Below are 15,017 nucleotides of genomic sequence, written 5' to 3'. Positions count from 1 at the left end.
ACTCTCCTTCCGACGTGTTCTCAACGGGTCAGCAGCGCGTGGACCAGCAGGACGAGCGCCGCCAGCAGCAGGCAGCAGACCAGCACGGCGCACGCCCCGTAGGCGGTGTAGGCGAGCCGCGCCCGCCGTGGGTACCGCGCCGCCTCGGGCGACCTGCGCAGCGCCAGCGCGAGGTAGCGGCGGCTCGACTCGGCCAGCCTGGTCGCGCCGAACGCCTGGCTGACGATGGTGTAACCGTCCAGCGGCGGCAGGGGAACGAGCATCGCAAGCGCCTGGAGGCTGCCGAGGAACAGCAGCCCGGCCAGCGCCTCGCGGGTGGCGCCGGCAGGCGCGGCCAGCCACCAGGCGAAGAACGGCAGAAGGAACAGCAGATTGGCGACCGCGCCCGCGCCCGCCACCGCGATCCGGTGCCGCCGCACCGACAGGTAGGGGTAGTCGTCCACCGTGCAATACATCATGATCACCGGCAGCCGCCAGCGCAGCCCGATCTCCCCGACCCGGCCGCCGTAGTGCCGGGCCGCCACCCCGTGCGCCAGTTCGTGCAGCGCCGTGGAGAACCACAGCAGCGTCGCCACGCCCACCAGCAGCACCGGATTGCCGAACACGCGCGCCGCGCCGTCGAGCAGCGGCCCGATATGCCACAGCAGCACCGCCTCCATCCCGGCCACGAGTGCCAGCAGCAGCACGGGCCACGGCCCGCGCAGTGCGAAGCCCGCCTTCCGGTGCAGCCGCCCCGCGGTCGCGTGCGCGTCCGCGACGAGCCGCACGCTGCCGCGCAGCGGCCCGTTGCGCCGGGCCGCCCCGCCGGCCCGCTCGGGCGCCGCGGGCGCGGCGCCGCCTGGCCCGCCTGGCCCACTGGTCAGCAGCCCGCGGCTGCCGAGCAGAGCGAGAAGCTGCCGCCAGTTGCCGTCCGCGAGCCGCCTGCCGAACGTGCCCGCGTAGGCGGCGCCGATCTCGCCCAGGGTCGCGTCGCCGTCCAGCCGCGCCATGAGGAACCGTTCCCTCGGCCCGACCTCGAACGACCGGCCGCTGACCGGGTCCTTCACCAGGTGCACCGTCTTCGGCCCGTGCAGCAGCGGCTCGCTGATCAGCACGTCGGGCCGCAGTCTCGGCCGCAGTTCGGCCAGGGCGGTCACCGCGCCCACTCCCCGGCGCGCGCGCCGCCCGGCAGCCGCAGGGCGCGGCCCAGCACGTGGGCGAGGTACGCCTCGTCCTGAATCGTGGCGTGCAGCCGGTTGTTGGTCATGTGCAGGTAGGGCGAGAGCAGCCGGACAAGCGCCTCGTCCGGGTCGGTGACCTGCTCCTCGCGTTCACCGTCCCAGGAGCGGAACACCAGATCGCCGCGCGCGGCCAGCTCCCGTACCCGCGTCCGCAGTTCGGCGCAGTGCGCCGCCCACCGCGCCAGGAACGCGGGCAGCCGGGCGCCGTCCTCGCCCGAGACGGCCGCGCGGATGCGGCGGTACCAGCGGGCCAGGTCCTCCGTCACCTCGTCGGCCTTCCGCTCGTACGCCGTGCTGCCGATGAAGCCGGTGCCGGGGAACGCGCGGTGCCAGAACGCGTAGTAGCTGTCCAGGTAGTCGGCGAGCTCCTCGTCGCCGCGCACGAAGGTCGCCGACATCACCAGCATCAGCTGCGCCGAGGTGCCGAGCAGCACCGTGCGCAGATGCAGGTTCTTCGTGCGGAACGCGTCGATCACCAGGTCGCTGGAGTGCCTGAAGTGCCACTCCGCCAGCGCCACGCCCGCCGGGCCGCCGTACTTGCCGTACTCCGGCTCGTACGGGAGCCAGCTGCGGGAGTTGTTGGGGCGCAGGTTCATCCGGCCGTCCGCGTCCAGGTACGCGGCGCGTTCCGCACCGGGGAACTCGATGTCGAACAGCTGGTTGTAGAACTGGTTGAGGAAGCCGGAGTCCACCTCGTACAGCGCCGGCCGCCTGGCGAGGAAGGTGTCGATCGCCTCCTCCGCGCGGTGCCGCACCTCGCCCTCGGCCCCCGGCTCGGAAGGCTTCAGCCGGAGCCGCACGTGCGGGCCCTCCAGCCAGTAGTTGATGAAGAAGTGCCCGGCCAGCAGCCTGTCCGCGGTGAGCCGCGAGATCAGCGGACGGATGCAGGACAGCAGCATCGGGCGCGGGTTGGCGGCGTAGTAGATGTGGACGGCCTGCCACTCGCCGGTGCGGTTCACGGAACGTTCCCTCCTGCCTCAGGGCCCGCGGGCCCGGCCGGGCCGGGGTCCCGCACGGTCTCCACGGCCAGTTCGGTGACGTGCTCGCCGTCGTCGGCGGCGGTGTGCGGCCCGGCCTCGCCCGGCAGCGCCTCGCGCAGCACGACCCGCGCGCCCGGCTCCCGCACCAGCGCCTCGAACGCGGTGAGCGACAGCGGGCTGTCGAAGTCCACGTAACTCGGCTTGGCGCCGGTCGCGCCGCGCGCGTCGCCGCCCGAGACGGTCGCGAACACCCGTTCCGGCAGTCCCTGTTCCCGCCGCCACCGGTGCCAGCCGAGGAACCACCGCGCATCGCCCGCGCCCCGGGCGCGCGGCGGCAGCGCGGTGGCCGGCGCGCTCCAGCTGCGCCGGCTCAGCACCAGCCGCCCGTACCGCACCCGCGGGCGCCGGGTGACGCCCCCGCGCGGCAGGCCCTCGGGGACGCCGCCCCACACGTCGAGCGGCGCCATGGACGTGGGGGAGAGCAGCAGCAGCGTCCTGGGCACCTCCGGCAGGGCCAGCGGCACCAGGTAGCCGAGGTAGACGGGCACCACCTCGACGCCGAGCCGCACCGACCGCAGGCGCAGCACGTCCGCGGCCGCGTCGTGCTCGATGACCAGGTCCTCAAGACTGATCCGGCACTCGGGCGGCACGCTGCTGCGCTCGCCGGGGCACACGATCTCGTAGTCGGTCAGCCGCCGGTGCAGGTTCAGGTTGCTGCTCACCGGGCCGCCGGTGACCTCAGCGAACACCGCGCCCGGCGGGGCGAGCCGGGCGGCGCGCTCCCGCAGCCCGGCCGCGAGGCCAGGACCCCGCCCGGTGTCCAGGCAGTGCGTGAAGCGGCTGAACGGGAAGGACAGGCCGCCGTAGCTGCGGTTGAGCACCACCAGCGGGCCGTCCTGCCCGGCGCCGGCGGGCTCGGCGAGCTGTACGTGGTGGCTGTAGAGGGAAGGACCGGCGGGCAGCGGCGCGAGCTCGGCCGCCACCTCCGCGACCAGCGCCTCGTCCAGGACCAGCTCGCTGTCACCGTCGCCGTCACTGTCGCCCGAGGCCGCCCACCTGGCCCGCATCCCGGCCACGAACGCGGCGCGCGCCGCGTCCAGCGCCTTCAGTTGCGGCAGCCCGAGCCAGTTCTCCTCCGGCACCGGATCGCCCGCGGCGTCGAACCGGGACCGCTTCGCCGTGAACGACAGGTACTGGTCGAAGAAGTCCTCGTGGAAGTCGTTGATCAGACCGAGCAGATCCGCACAGCGCCCGCCTGACCCGTGGCGCGCGAGGAAGAAGCCCTTGAACGTAAGCCGCTGCGGCAGCGTCAGGTCGAACGCGGGCAGCAGCGGCTCGATCCCGCGGAGCGGGGCGGACAGCGCCGCGCGCAGCCGCGGCCCCGCGCCGGTCACCGCGGGGGCGACGACGTCCTCGTACAGCACCGTGCGCGGCACCCGCGGCGGCGCGCCCAGATCCCGCTGTACCCCGGCGAGGTGCCCGCGCAGGTCGGCGAGCAGGTCGCGCCGTATCTCCGGGCCGGCCCCCGGATACCGGTCGAGGCAGTCGGCGGCCCCGGCCAGCGCGTCGGCCGTGCGGTCCGCCCACTCCCGGCCGAGCGCGCGCAGCGCGCTGCGGAAGGCGTCCAGCGGGTCGGTGTCGTGCACGTCCACCGTCAGGCACGGCACCTGGAGCATCCCCACGTCGAGCAGCGCCGCCAGGTACGCCTCCGCCTCCGCCTCCGGTACCTGCTGGTCGGCGGCCAGCAGGCGGGCCAGCTCGCCGTGGCGGGGCTCAGGACGTTCGGCGAAGAACGCCAGCATCCGTTCCAGGGCGCCGCTGCGGCGCAGGAAGAACAGCCGGTCCTTGACGGTGTCGAACGTGACGGCCGTGTCGTCGTCGCCGGTCGTCACCCAGCGGCGCACGTACCGCACCCGTTCCTCGTCGCGGCCCCAGCCGGAGGCGGGCGTCACCGGCAGGTCGGCGCGGCGCGCCGGGTCGGCCACGACGGCCTGCGCGATCCTGCCGAGCGCCGCCACGTTCAGCCGCGGGTGACTCGTCCAGGGGCCCGCGGTGGCGAGCGCGCCGCCCGCGTCCTGTGCCTCGGAGAAGGCGCCGAGCGCCACGGCCGTGAAGGAGCTGAACGGGCTGGTCTTGCACGCCGTGCGGTACAGGTAGGCCAGCAGCGACCGTTCGATCTTCCGGCTCCGCTTGTCCGTGCCCTCCGTGGGGGCGGCGAGCCAGCCGTCGAGCTGCGCGTCCAGTGCGGGCGACGCGAGCAGCAGCCCGTCCCGCAGCCGTGGCCCGGCGGCCAGGCGGCGCAGCTCCGCGCGGGTGCGCGCGGTCTCGGCCGCCAGCAGGTCCGCACCGGCCGCCTCCCGTTCGGCGAGCGCGAGGCGGTCCGACAGCCAGCGGCCGAACGCGTCGCCGGCCGCCGGGTCCAGCCGTGCCACCAGGCCGAGGGCGGCGTCCCGGTCGGCGGGCAGCCGGTTGTTGAACACCTCGCGGCGCAGCCGCAGCAGCGCGCGCCGCGCCGCCTCGTCGGCCAGGCCGCCGACGACGCCGTGCAGCAGGTCCCCGACGCGCTCGCCCTCGGCCGCGAGCCGCGCTTCCCGCGTCAGCACCTCGTCCGCCCAGCGCCGCGCCTCCGGCGAGCGCAGCAGCCGCACGGCCTCGGTCGGCAGCCCGGCGACGCGCGCCACGAACCGGGGGCCGAGCTGCCAGTCCCCGCCGGTGTCCACCGTGCCGTCCATGGTCACTCCTCGTCCCGCCGCTCAGGCGATCTCGTAGCGGAAGTCGGCGGCGGTGGGCCGTTCGTGGCCGATCATCATGATGAGCAGCGGCGCCTCGTCGGTCCCGGTCAGGCCCAGCTCCTCCCGGTAGGAGACGTTGTCGAAGCCGAGCGCCACGCCGCAGCCGAGGCCGAGCGCGGCCGACGCCGTGTAGGTCGCCTGCGCGACGGCGCCGATCAGCGCGTTCGCCAGGCGGTAGCCGCGGTCGCCGACGGCGTCGAGCACCGCGTGCGTGCGGACCGTGGGCACCAGCACGGCACCGGCCTGCTCCAGGTTGTAGTTCGCCAGGAAGTAGTTCTCCTGGAGGAACGGCCCGGGCGGTCCGGCCTGTACCCGCCGCAGGGCGCCGCCGTCCGCGGGCAGGTACTCGTACGCACCGGGCGCCACTCCTTGCACGTGCCCGGCGAACGCGTACAGCTTCACCAGCGCGCCGGCCCCGGCCCGGTCGCCGTCCCCGCCAAGACGCACCCCGGCCGCGGCGGCCAGGCAGGCCGCGAGCTGTTCCGCCGTCACGGGCCGCTCGGCGGCGAACCGGCCGAAGCTGCTGCGCCGCCGCCGCAGCGCGGTCCGCACGTCGGCGGACAGCGGCGCGGGCGCCGGCAGCGCCTCGGCCCGCGGCGTCGTCGGCGCGGCCGGCGCGGCGGCGGGCGCCAGCGCCCCGGGGCCTGGCCGACGGGCCGCGTCCGCGGACGTGGCCCGCTGCATCGCGTCGAGTGCCTCGAACGACAGTACGGTGCGGGAGCGTTCGGCGTCGCGGCGGCGCACCGCCGCACCCCCCGCGCCCGGCGCGGGGGCGGGCGCCCGCGCGCCGGTCCACGGCAGCGGGACCACCGCGAAGACGCCCTCCTCCTCGACGCGCACCCCGAGCAGCGCGGCCAGCCTCTCCTCGTCGAACCACAGAGCGGGCTCGACGGCCGCGCCGAGCGCGCCGAGCCACAGCCGCCAGGTGCCCAGCAGTGCGCCCAGGTCCATGCTGACCGCGTGGAAGGAGAAGCTGTTGTACTTGAACGCGTTCTGCCAGTACTTGATGCCGAGCACCAGGTACTGGTCGGTCTCCGGGCCCGGCGCGTCCGGCCCGAGTGCCGCCCGCACCTGCGCCGTCACATCGCCGGTGAGCAGGCGGCGCATCGCGTGGTGGCGCGCCGAGTAGTAGTGCACGCCGGGCGGCGCCGGGTCGCTCGGCCCGGACACCCAGTACACGGACACCGGGTAAAGGCCGCCGCCGGACGCGGTGCCGCGCGACCAGTTCGCCAGCGGATAGTGCGGCAGCGCGTCCAGGTCGGTGTTGGCCTGCACGCCGAGGCGGCGGCCCGTCAGCCCGCAGGAGTCCCGCAGCATTCCCGAGAGCAGCGCCCGGTCGAACACCGGTCCGCCGCCGGTTGCCTGCCCCGACAGGGCCAGGTCCACGGTGGCCGCCGCCGGATAGGGCGCGGGCTCGGGCAGCGGCAGCAGCTCCGTTCCCGGGTAGTGCTTGGTCTTGCGCGGCCCGTCGGCCCAGTCCGGCACGAAGTCCACCGGCTCCATCGGGGTCCGGCCGCGATGCAGGATCGCGTCGGCGTATGCGTGGGCGTAGCGCGCGTACCCCATGGGCTGCTCCTTTTCGTTCGCCGCGGTCACGGGAAGGGGTGCGGGGCCGGGTTGAAGTCGGCCGGGTCCAGGTCGCGTTCGGCACGGCCCGCCTCACGCAGCGCGGTCCGCAGCCGCGGCATGCCGAGCGCCCGCTGCCGCGCCCAGCCGAAGTCGATCGGCAGCAGCCCGGGAACGATCACACCGGCCGTCACCAGGCCCAGGTCCCGCTGTTCCGGCGTCGTCTGGTCCACGACGATCACCTCGAAGCCCGCCGCGTTCACCGCCGCCACGCACGCCGCCAGATCCTGGCCCACGTCGTCCGACACCGGCAGCAACGAGCCCGCGCGGAACGTGTCGTGCAGCGCGCGGCGCCGCGGCGGCGGATCGCCAGGCGCGCCGAGCAGGAACGCGGCGTGCTCGCCCATTTCGGGAATGCCGTACACCAGCGGGTGGTCGTGCAGCGCCGTCACCCGCGAGAAATCGGCGGCCATGGCGCGCAGCCGCGGCTCCTCGCGCGCGGTGCGCTCCGGGAGGTTGACGGCGTCGGTGGCGATCTCGCACAGCGCGGACGCCAGCGCCGCCTCCGGGTCCAGGCTCGCGCCCGCACCGAAGCACATCCGGCCCAGGCCCCCGTCCTCGCGGACCGCGACCCCGGTGACGACCGGCACGGGGAACGTGATGCGGCTGTCGAAGAACCGCGCCCGGTAGCCGTACATTGCCAGCCGGTCCACCATCTGCCGCGTCTCGGGGCGGTCGCTGGTGTCCGGGGCGATCTCGGGCAGCGGCACCCGCCCGTACCAGGCGAGCAGGAACGCGTCCCGCTCGACGACCTCCATCAGCCCGAAGTACGCTGCCTCCGCGAGGCAGCCGCCGGAGGCGCAGCCGTTGGAGCTCTCCTGCACGAACCGCTCCGCCAGGCCCGTCGCGTGGTAGTACGTCAGCACCTGCGGCACCAGCACGGGACGGCCCGCGCCCAGGGCGTGCCCCCACACCCACGGGATGTCCCGGTCCTCGTGGAACGGTGCCACGTGCGGATGCGCGCGGTGGAAGGCGTCCGCGTACAGGCCGCACGTGCGCGGGTCGAGGACCTCGTGGCCCGCGGCCCTGAGCCCCGTGAGGCTGCCGCGCACCGCCCCGGTGCGGGCGCGCGGCCGCATCCCGGCGTGACGTTCGAGGCCCTCCAGGATGCCCACCCGGACGCTGTCGCCGAAGGAGTCGGTGTGCCCGCCCCAGAACGTCTCGCGCAGGTAGTCGCCCGAGCGCAGCGAGAAGCAGCCGATGGTGGCCGAGGTCGAGGTGGAGGACACGTCGTAGACCACGGACGGGCCGAGCGCCCCGCACACCGGGTTGGCATAGGCGTCGGTCGGCAGGTCGAGGTCCGGCAGGGCGCGCACCCGGAACGTGCCGGGCCGGTGCTTGGGCGCCGGGCCGAGAACCGGCGGCTCCGGCCGCCGGGGCCCGGGTTGCGACCGGCCGCAGCGCGGGCATTCGGGGTCGGGCAGCAGCGGGTAGCGGCGCACGGTCAGCGCGGCCAGGTCCACCAGGTGCACCGCGGGCTCCGCCCGCCGCGCGGCGGCGGCCACCGCGGCGACGGTGTCGGCGGCGAACGGCGTGACGTACGGGTTCCGGCCCGAGGCCGCGGTGCCAGAACCCCGTTCGAGCGCATCGCGAAGCGCCGCGGAGCGCACCGCCTGCCAGCGGCGCTCCAGGCACTGCGGGCACGGCCGGCTCGGCGCGCCCCCGGCCGCCGGCAGCGGCCCGACGACGGCGTGCCGCCCGTAGATGCGGACCGGGACCGCGCCCGCCGTCCCGCCGCGCGCCGCGGAAGCCGCGGCGAAGGCGTCGTCCGTGCCCAGCGCGGCGACATCCGCGGTTGCGGGTGCGGACGGCCAGCCGGCGAGCGTGCCCTCGATCAGGTCGGCCAGGCGGCGGCAGTCCGCCGCCACCGGGCCCGCGTCAGCGTTCCGCATCGGCCGCGCCCGTGGTGAGCAGGACCCGCGCGGTGTGCAGCCCGGCCGACCGCAGGTCGGCGGGCGTGTCCGCCAGGTACAGCACGTCCCGCCCGGCCGCACGCAGCCGCCTCAGCACGGCGGGGAACGTCACCAGGGGCGGCCGCGAGGGCTCCGCGCCCACCGCGATCGCCTCCGCGGCCAGCTCGGGCAGCAGCGGGTCGCCGGTGTCCGGCGTCCCGCCCTCCTCGGCGGCCAGCTGGACCGCGCCGAGCAGGTCGCGCAGCGCGGCCACCGCGGCGGACTCCGCGTCGAGTGCGCGGCCGACGGCCCAGCGGGCCGCGGCGCCGCCCGCGGTTTCGCGGGCCAGCACCACGTGGGCGCCGGAGCGTTCGCCCTCGCCCAGGTCGAGCAGTTCGACGGAAGTGCCGAGCGTTCCGGCGGACTTCAGCAGGAAGACCGGCTCGGGCCCCTCGCCCGCGGCCACGGGCGCCACCGCCGTCGTGCCGCGCACGGCCCGCAGCAGCGCGTCGTGCGCCAGCGCGGAGAGCAGCGCGTGCCCGGCCGCCTCGCCAGGCGTGGGCCCGGCGCCGGTGCCCCAGGACCCGGCCAGCACCACCCGGTCCGCGTTGTGCGGGCCGAAGGGCCGCAGCGCGGCGGCGGGCACCGCGAAACGCTCCTTGGTCAGCAGCGAGGTGACCGCCGACCAGGCCGCGATCCCGGCCGCGTCCACGCCCGTTCCGGCGCCCACCGTCAGCGCGTCGGGCAGCAGGACGGGCAGGCCGCCCGCGCCGCCGGGCAGCGTCGCGGCCGGGGCGGCGTGCTCGGCGTGGACCGCGGCGGCGGCCCGCAGTCCGCGCAGGCGGGCGCCGGCCAGGTGGTGCACGTCGAAGGCGGCGATCCGCCGCGGGCCCGACGGCGAGGGCGTCAGCCGCACCCGCGTCACCTTCAGCGGCGTCTGCGGCAGCGTCTCGTCGTCGTAGGCGGTGAACACGCCGGTGTGCGGGCGGACCAGGGCCGTGCTGATCCGGTTCAGGTCCGCCACCAGCTCCTCGGCCGCGCGGGCCGACTCCGGCGTCGTGGCGGGCGTGACGGCCAGCTCGTCCGGCAGGGCGGCCGCGGGCTCACCGGCGTCCTGCCCGCACAGCCGGCACCGCGGGTGCGGGTGCACCGGCTCGGCCACCACGTCCAGTGAGTCCAGGTCCTGGATCAGGGCCTGGCCCGCCGTCTCCGGCGGCAGTGCCCCGGTGGCGGCGCGGAAGATCTCGTAGCCCAGCAGGTTGCCGATCATGGCCGCCACCGGCCCGGCGAGCAGCCCGCCGGGCGGGCCCTGCACCGGCACCGCCCCGCCCGCCACCTGGCTCCACAGCTCCGCCGCCGCGGCCGCGTCGACATTGCCGCCGAGCCGCAGCAGCGCGCACGACCAGCAGCCGGTGCTTCCCGCGGTGCTGCGCGGGCCGACGACGGCGCGGTCCCCGAACGTCCAGGCCGGGATCAGCACCCTGCCCTCCGGCAGCCCCGCCGCCAGCAGCCGGTGGGTGCGCACGGCGGCGTCCCGCCCGGTGACCACCACCACGTCGTGCTCGGGGCCCGGGTCGGCGCCGGCGGGCAGCCGGGTCAGCCGCACGGGGCAGCCTTCCGCGGCCAGCCGCGTCGCCTCCTGCCGTGCGGCCGGTGCCGCGGTCTCCGCGGCGATTTCCGCGCAGCCGTTGCGGACCAGGCTGAGCACGCACCAGCTGGCGGTCTCGCCGTCCCCGAGCACCGCGACCCGGGTGCCGCGGAAGCGGGCGAAGCGCGCCTCGGCATCGTCCGTGTAGTGGTCGACGTAGGCGATCTGCTCGGCGAAGCGGCGGGCGAGCTCCGTGGGCAGCGGGGCGCCGGAGGGTGGCGCGGCGTCCCTGGCGAAGTCCCGTTCCAGCAGTGAGGAGACGAGCTTGGCGACCATGGCGCGCTGTGTTTCGCCGATCCCGTCGCACAGCTCCGCGAGCCGCCTGCTGCCGTCCAGGCGCGGCACCAGCACGGACGCGAACCGGTAGGCGGTCCGCCCGGCCAGATGGAAGCCGCCGTCCGCGTTGTGGAAGAGAACGCCGTCCCGGGTCTGCGTGTACAGCACGTCACGCCGAATCCGCGGGCGGGTCCCGGCCAGCCGGTCGAAGTCCGTGGCCATCCCAGTCACACCTTCTCTCTCGGTCGGACGCGGCCGTGGCCGGTGCGGCGTGCGAACAGCCGCAGCAGCTCGTGCACGCGGTACGGGCCGGGCGGCCCGTCCTCCAGCAGACCCGCGTCGGCGAGCCGTTCCAGCACGGCCTCCGCGCCGGGCCCGGCGAAACCGGGCAGCCCGGCGCAGTCGGCGGCGTGGAACGCGGGCGACGGCAGGCGCCCGGCTGTCAGGAACGCCTCGGCCAGGTCCGGTTCGAGACGCTTCAGCGCCGAGGACAGCACCCGGCTCACGGAGAGCCCCGGGTCGTCGGGCAGTGCGAGCCGGGCCAGCGGGTCCTCGGCCAGCCAGCGCACCCCGTCCGCGAGCGGCAGCGCCGGCCGCGTCATCAGGCGCGCCGCGGCGATCATCAGTGCCAGCGGGTGGTGCCCGCAGCGCACCGCCAGGTCGCGGGCCGCCGCCGTGTCCCCGGCCAGGCGTTCGGCGCCGAGCACCGAGGCGAGCAGCGCGTGGGACTCCCGCGCCGCGAACGGTTCGAGGCGGTGCACCCGGCCGCCGTGCGTGGCGAGGAGCCCGGCCAGTTTCCTGCGGCTGGTGATCAGCACCGCACCGCCGCCCGCGAAGGGCAGCACCTCGCGCACCTGCTCCGCGTCCGCCGCGTCGTCGAGCACCAGCAGTGCCCCGCCCGCGGCCGGGTCAGGACGCCGCGCGGCCAGCTCGGCGCCGACCTCGGCCGCGGGGCGCGGCGCGCCGTCGGCGCCGGTGAGGCGCGTCAGCAGCGCGCCGCCGGGGAAGCGGTCCCCGAGCAGGTGGGCCACATGCTGGGCCAGCGCGGTCTTGCCGATGCCCGGGGCCCCGCAGATCAGCTCCCGCACCGGCTCCTGCCGGTCCGCGTCGCGGCCGAGCCGCTCCGCGAGCACCGCCACCTCCCGCGCGCGGCCGGTGAACCACGGCACCGGCGGCAGCGCGGGCGCGGGTTCGGGCCGTGCCGCGGCGGGCGCGGCGGCGCGGGCGCCGGGAGGTTCTGCGGGTGTGCCGAGGGATTCGCCGCGCAGCATGGCCAGTTCGAGCGCCCGCAGCGCGGCCGAGGGGCCGATGCCCAGCTCCTCGTCCAGATACTGCTGGTAACGCCGGTACTCGGCCAGCGCCTCGGTCTGCCGGCCGGACCGGTACAGGGCCTCGATCAGCTGCTCGCGGAAGCGGCCGTGGTCGGGGTGGGCGCGGGTGAGGCCCCACAGTTCGACGAGGGCCTGCCCGAAGTGCCCCAGCGCGAGCTGGAGATCGCAGCCGCGCTCCACGGCGCGCAGCCGTTCCTCGACCAGCCGCGGCACCTCGTCGCGGTGGATCGCCGCCGAGCGGACATTGGTCAGCGGGGCCCCCTGCCACAGCGACAACGCGACCCGCAGCATGGCAAGTTCGGCTTCGGGGTCGGTGGCGCCCGCGGCCTGGGTGACGGAGGTGCGGAAGTCCACCAGGTCCAGCGAACGGGCGTCCGCGAGGATGCGGTAGCCGCCCGGCACGGCCTCGATGGGGGTGTCGAGCACCCCGTGCTTGGTGAACAGGCGCCGCAGCCGCAGGACACAGGTCTGGAGCGCGGCCCGCGCGGTGGCCGGCTGTTCGTCGCCCCAGACCATCCGTTGCAGGTAGTCGGCCGAGACGAGGGTGCCGGAGTGGATCAGCAGGGCCGCCAGCAGGTTCGCGGGCTTGGAGGGCTGGAGGACGACGGTGTCGGAGCCGTCGCTCATGCCGAGCGGCCCGAGCAGTTGGAAGCGCATGCCCACCTCCCGCTCCACCGCGTCATCCTGCGGTCTCCCTCGGCGTCCGTCCGGCTGCGGCCCGACGCTACTCGCGTAGCGCGGGGGCGGGGAGGGCCGCGGGCGTCAGCTTGATGCAGCACGGCGGGTCAACTTGCTGCCAGATCCGGCACTTTCCGCGTTCCGCCCGCGCCCCCACGCACCCCGCGCGCCCCCGGCCGCGCCGTGCTGGGCGGGCGGGGCAGGCATACCGCCGTCAGCCGGCCCAGGGTTCGCGGGCCGTGGTCACCGGCTGCCCGGTGCGCGCGGACTCGGTGATGGCCAGGCCGATCAGATGGTCCTGGCAGCCCTCCGCCAGCGGGTAGGGCTCGGGGCCCTCGCCGCGGACCCAGGCCCCGGTGCGGCACAGCAGGTCGACGACGGCCAGGTCGTCCTCGGAGAACCCGGCGCCCGGATAGGCGTTGCGGTACACCACGCGTCCGTCGAACGCGATGTGGTGCAGCTCGCGGCCCTCCAGATTGAGGTCCGTGCCGGTCTGCCGCCTGACCAGCGGGGAGGCGACGGGAGTACGCGGATCGGCCATCCGCACCACCGTGTCGTCGACGATCTCGCCCAGCGAGCCGCGGACGACCATGCGCCGGGCGCGCAGCGGGTTCCACCACTGGTTGTCGGTGAAGTCGTACAGGCCGGTGCGCCCGCCGAAGTCCAGCAGCGCGAGGGTGGTCGCGGCGTCCTTCGGCGTCAGGTCGCCGGACCAGCCGTCCTTGGTCAGCGGATCGGCCAGCGGCGCGGAGAAGGAACGCGCGGTCACCGTGGCGGGCTCGAAGCCGATGCCGAGCAGGTGCCGTATCAGGGACACGGCGTGGTACAGATGCGTCGAGGACAGCTGAACGGACGTCACCTCGCCGATCACGCCCTCACCCGCCACGGCGCGCCGCGCCGCGTGCCCGGGCATCAGCGGGTACTGCTCGGCGACCTGCACCAGGCCGGACCCGCCGGTCTCCCGCCACACCTCGCGCAGTCCGGCGAGGTCGGCGGCCGGCGGCGTCTCCGCGAGCACGGGGACGCCGAGCGCGACGAGGCGGGCGGTCACCGGGCCGGTCTGCGACCAGGGAACGCTGGGGATGACGAACTCGGGCGCGGGGGAGGCGGCGGTCAGCTCCTCGACGGTGCGGAAGGCGGGCACCCCCCAGCCGGCCTCCACCTCGGCGCCGCGTGCGGCGGAGCGCGTCACCACGCCGGTCACCGCGAGCCGGCCGGGCAGGGCGCGGGCCAGCCGCACGAAGAACTCCGAGCGCCATCCGCTGCCCACGATGCCGAACCGTACGGGGTCTGCACTCATTCAGGTCGCTCCTCGCGCTCGTCCGCCGGCCGGGGGGCCGGGACGTGCCCCGCGGCACCGGCAGCGTACCGGCCGTTCCGCGGGCGGATATTTGAAAGAGCAGCCCAAGTGAGCTTAGGCTAACCTAAGCTCGCGCGCCCCGCGCCGCCGCTGCGCAGTCACCGGAAAACATAAAGGGATATCCATGCCGTCCAGCCCCACCCGCATACGACGTCAGGCGCTCGCCCTCTCGGCCGCCGCCACCGCGCTGGCCCTCGTCCTGAGCGGTTGCTCGGGGGACGAGGAGGAGGACACCTCGTCCGAGGGGTCGGCGGAGAGCGGCGGCGCGTTCCCCGTGACCCTCGACAGCGCGCTCGGCGAGGCAGAGATCACCGAGCAGCCCGAGCGCGTCGTCACCCTCGGGCAGGGCTCGGCCGAGACCGCGATCGCCCTCGGCCACACCCCGGTCGGCATCGAGAGCTACGAGTGGGGGAGCGACGACACCGGCTACCTGCCGTGGATTCACGAGGCCGTGACGGAGGCGGGCGACGAACTGCCCACCCAGTTCACCGGGGGCGAGGACATCGACTTCGACACCATCCTCGAACTCGAACCGGACGTGATCCTCGCGCCCTGGTCCGGTATCACCCAGGACCAGTTCGACATCCTGTCCGACATCGCGCCCACCGTGGCCTATCCCGATCTGGCCTGGAGCACCAACTGGGACGAGCAGATCGAGCTGATCGCCACCGCCCTGGGCAAGGCCGAGCAGGGCACCGAGCTGATCGGCGGCATCGAGCAGCAGCTGGCCGACGCCGCGGCCACCCGCCCCGAATACCAGGACGTCAGCTTCTCGTACATCTACACCTCGGGCCCCGGCACGCTCGGCGTCTTCCTCCCCGAGGAGCAGCGGGTCGAGATGGTCAGCTCCCTCGGCCTCACCGTCGACCCGGTCGTCGACACCTTCGAGGAGACCGAGGGCACCGACTCCGCGCTCATCGGCCTGGAGAACGCGGACCAGCTCGCCGAGAGCGACCTGGTCTTCACCTTCTACACCGACGAGGAGACCCGCGCGGAGATCGAGGACCAGCCGCTGTACGGCGCGATCCCCGCCATCGAGCGCGGCTCCGTCGTCGCCAGCGACGACAACTCCTTCGTCACCGCCTCCTCCATCATCAATCCGCTGACCGTGCCCTGGGTGATCGACCGCTACCTGCCGCAGATCGACGAGGCGCTCACCGCCCTCGACGGCTGATCCCCGAAGACCCGCCGGGTTCCATGGCCACCACAGAACG

General features: G+C 75.5%; 9 protein-coding genes. 1 reads left to right on the top strand and 8 read right to left on the bottom strand.

Translation table 11 applies throughout. The annotated features are described in order from the left end of the window. Nucleotides 1-20: 20 nt before the first annotated feature. From STBA_RS02765 to STBA_RS02730, 8 genes are all read right to left on the bottom strand, one after another. Entirely contained in the window at nt 21-1,136 is a 1,116-nt protein-coding gene (locus STBA_RS02765; protein ID WP_253194496.1) for a peptidase M50, read from the bottom strand. Then, nucleotides 1,133-2,179 (bottom strand): lantibiotic dehydratase C-terminal domain-containing protein, encoded by a 1,047-nt coding sequence (locus STBA_RS02760; protein ID WP_077057698.1) that lies wholly within the window; start codon nt 2,177-2,179, stop codon nt 1,133-1,135. Before STBA_RS02760 ends, STBA_RS02765 begins: the two co-directional genes overlap by 4 nt. After that, nucleotides 2,176-4,932: a lantibiotic dehydratase gene (locus STBA_RS02755; RefSeq protein ID WP_077057697.1), complete on the bottom strand. Its 2,757-nt coding sequence runs from the start codon at nt 4,930-4,932 to the stop codon at nt 2,176-2,178. Before STBA_RS02755 ends, STBA_RS02760 begins: the two co-directional genes overlap by 4 nt. Before the next feature lie 21 nt (nt 4,933-4,953). Beyond that, nucleotides 4,954-6,558 carry a nitroreductase family protein gene (locus tag STBA_RS02750; protein ID WP_077057696.1) on the bottom strand — a complete coding sequence of 535 codons (1,605 nt, stop codon included), beginning with the start codon at nt 6,556-6,558 and terminating at the stop codon, nt 4,954-4,956. A 26-nt stretch (nt 6,559-6,584) separates the two neighbouring features. Next, nucleotides 6,585-8,510: a TOMM precursor leader peptide-binding protein gene (locus STBA_RS02745; protein WP_077057695.1), complete on the bottom strand. Its 1,926-nt coding sequence runs from the start codon at nt 8,508-8,510 to the stop codon at nt 6,585-6,587. Then, nucleotides 8,497-10,656 carry a TOMM precursor leader peptide-binding protein gene (locus tag STBA_RS02740; protein WP_077057694.1) on the bottom strand — a complete coding sequence of 720 codons (2,160 nt, stop codon included), beginning with the start codon at nt 10,654-10,656 and terminating at the stop codon, nt 8,497-8,499. The genes STBA_RS02745 and STBA_RS02740 overlap by 14 nt, the downstream gene beginning before the upstream one ends. Nucleotides 10,657-10,661: 5 nt before the next feature. Further along, the gene (locus STBA_RS02735) at nt 10,662-12,422 is read right to left on the bottom strand and encodes a BTAD domain-containing putative transcriptional regulator (protein ID WP_077063060.1); all 1,761 of its coding nucleotides are present in this window, start codon (nt 12,420-12,422) and stop codon (nt 10,662-10,664) included. A 235-nt stretch (nt 12,423-12,657) separates the two neighbouring features. Beyond that, nucleotides 12,658-13,743: a Gfo/Idh/MocA family oxidoreductase gene (locus tag STBA_RS02730; protein ID WP_077057693.1), complete on the bottom strand. Its 1,086-nt coding sequence runs from the start codon at nt 13,741-13,743 to the stop codon at nt 12,658-12,660. Nucleotides 13,744-13,927: 184 nt separating this feature from the next. On the opposite strand from STBA_RS02730, the gene STBA_RS02725 reads away from it, so the two are divergent. Next, nucleotides 13,928-14,977 carry an iron-siderophore ABC transporter substrate-binding protein gene (locus STBA_RS02725; RefSeq protein WP_077057692.1) on the top strand — a complete coding sequence of 350 codons (1,050 nt, stop codon included), beginning with the start codon at nt 13,928-13,930 and terminating at the stop codon, nt 14,975-14,977. Nucleotides 14,978-15,017: the final 40 nt, after the last annotated feature.

Source organism: Streptomyces sp. MP131-18, from assembly GCF_001984575.1.
Taxonomy (GTDB): Bacteria; Actinomycetota; Actinomycetes; order Streptomycetales; family Streptomycetaceae; genus Streptomyces; species Streptomyces johnsoniae.
The sequence above is the reverse complement of the archived record's forward strand: the minus strand, read 5'-3'. Positions and strand labels throughout refer to the sequence as shown.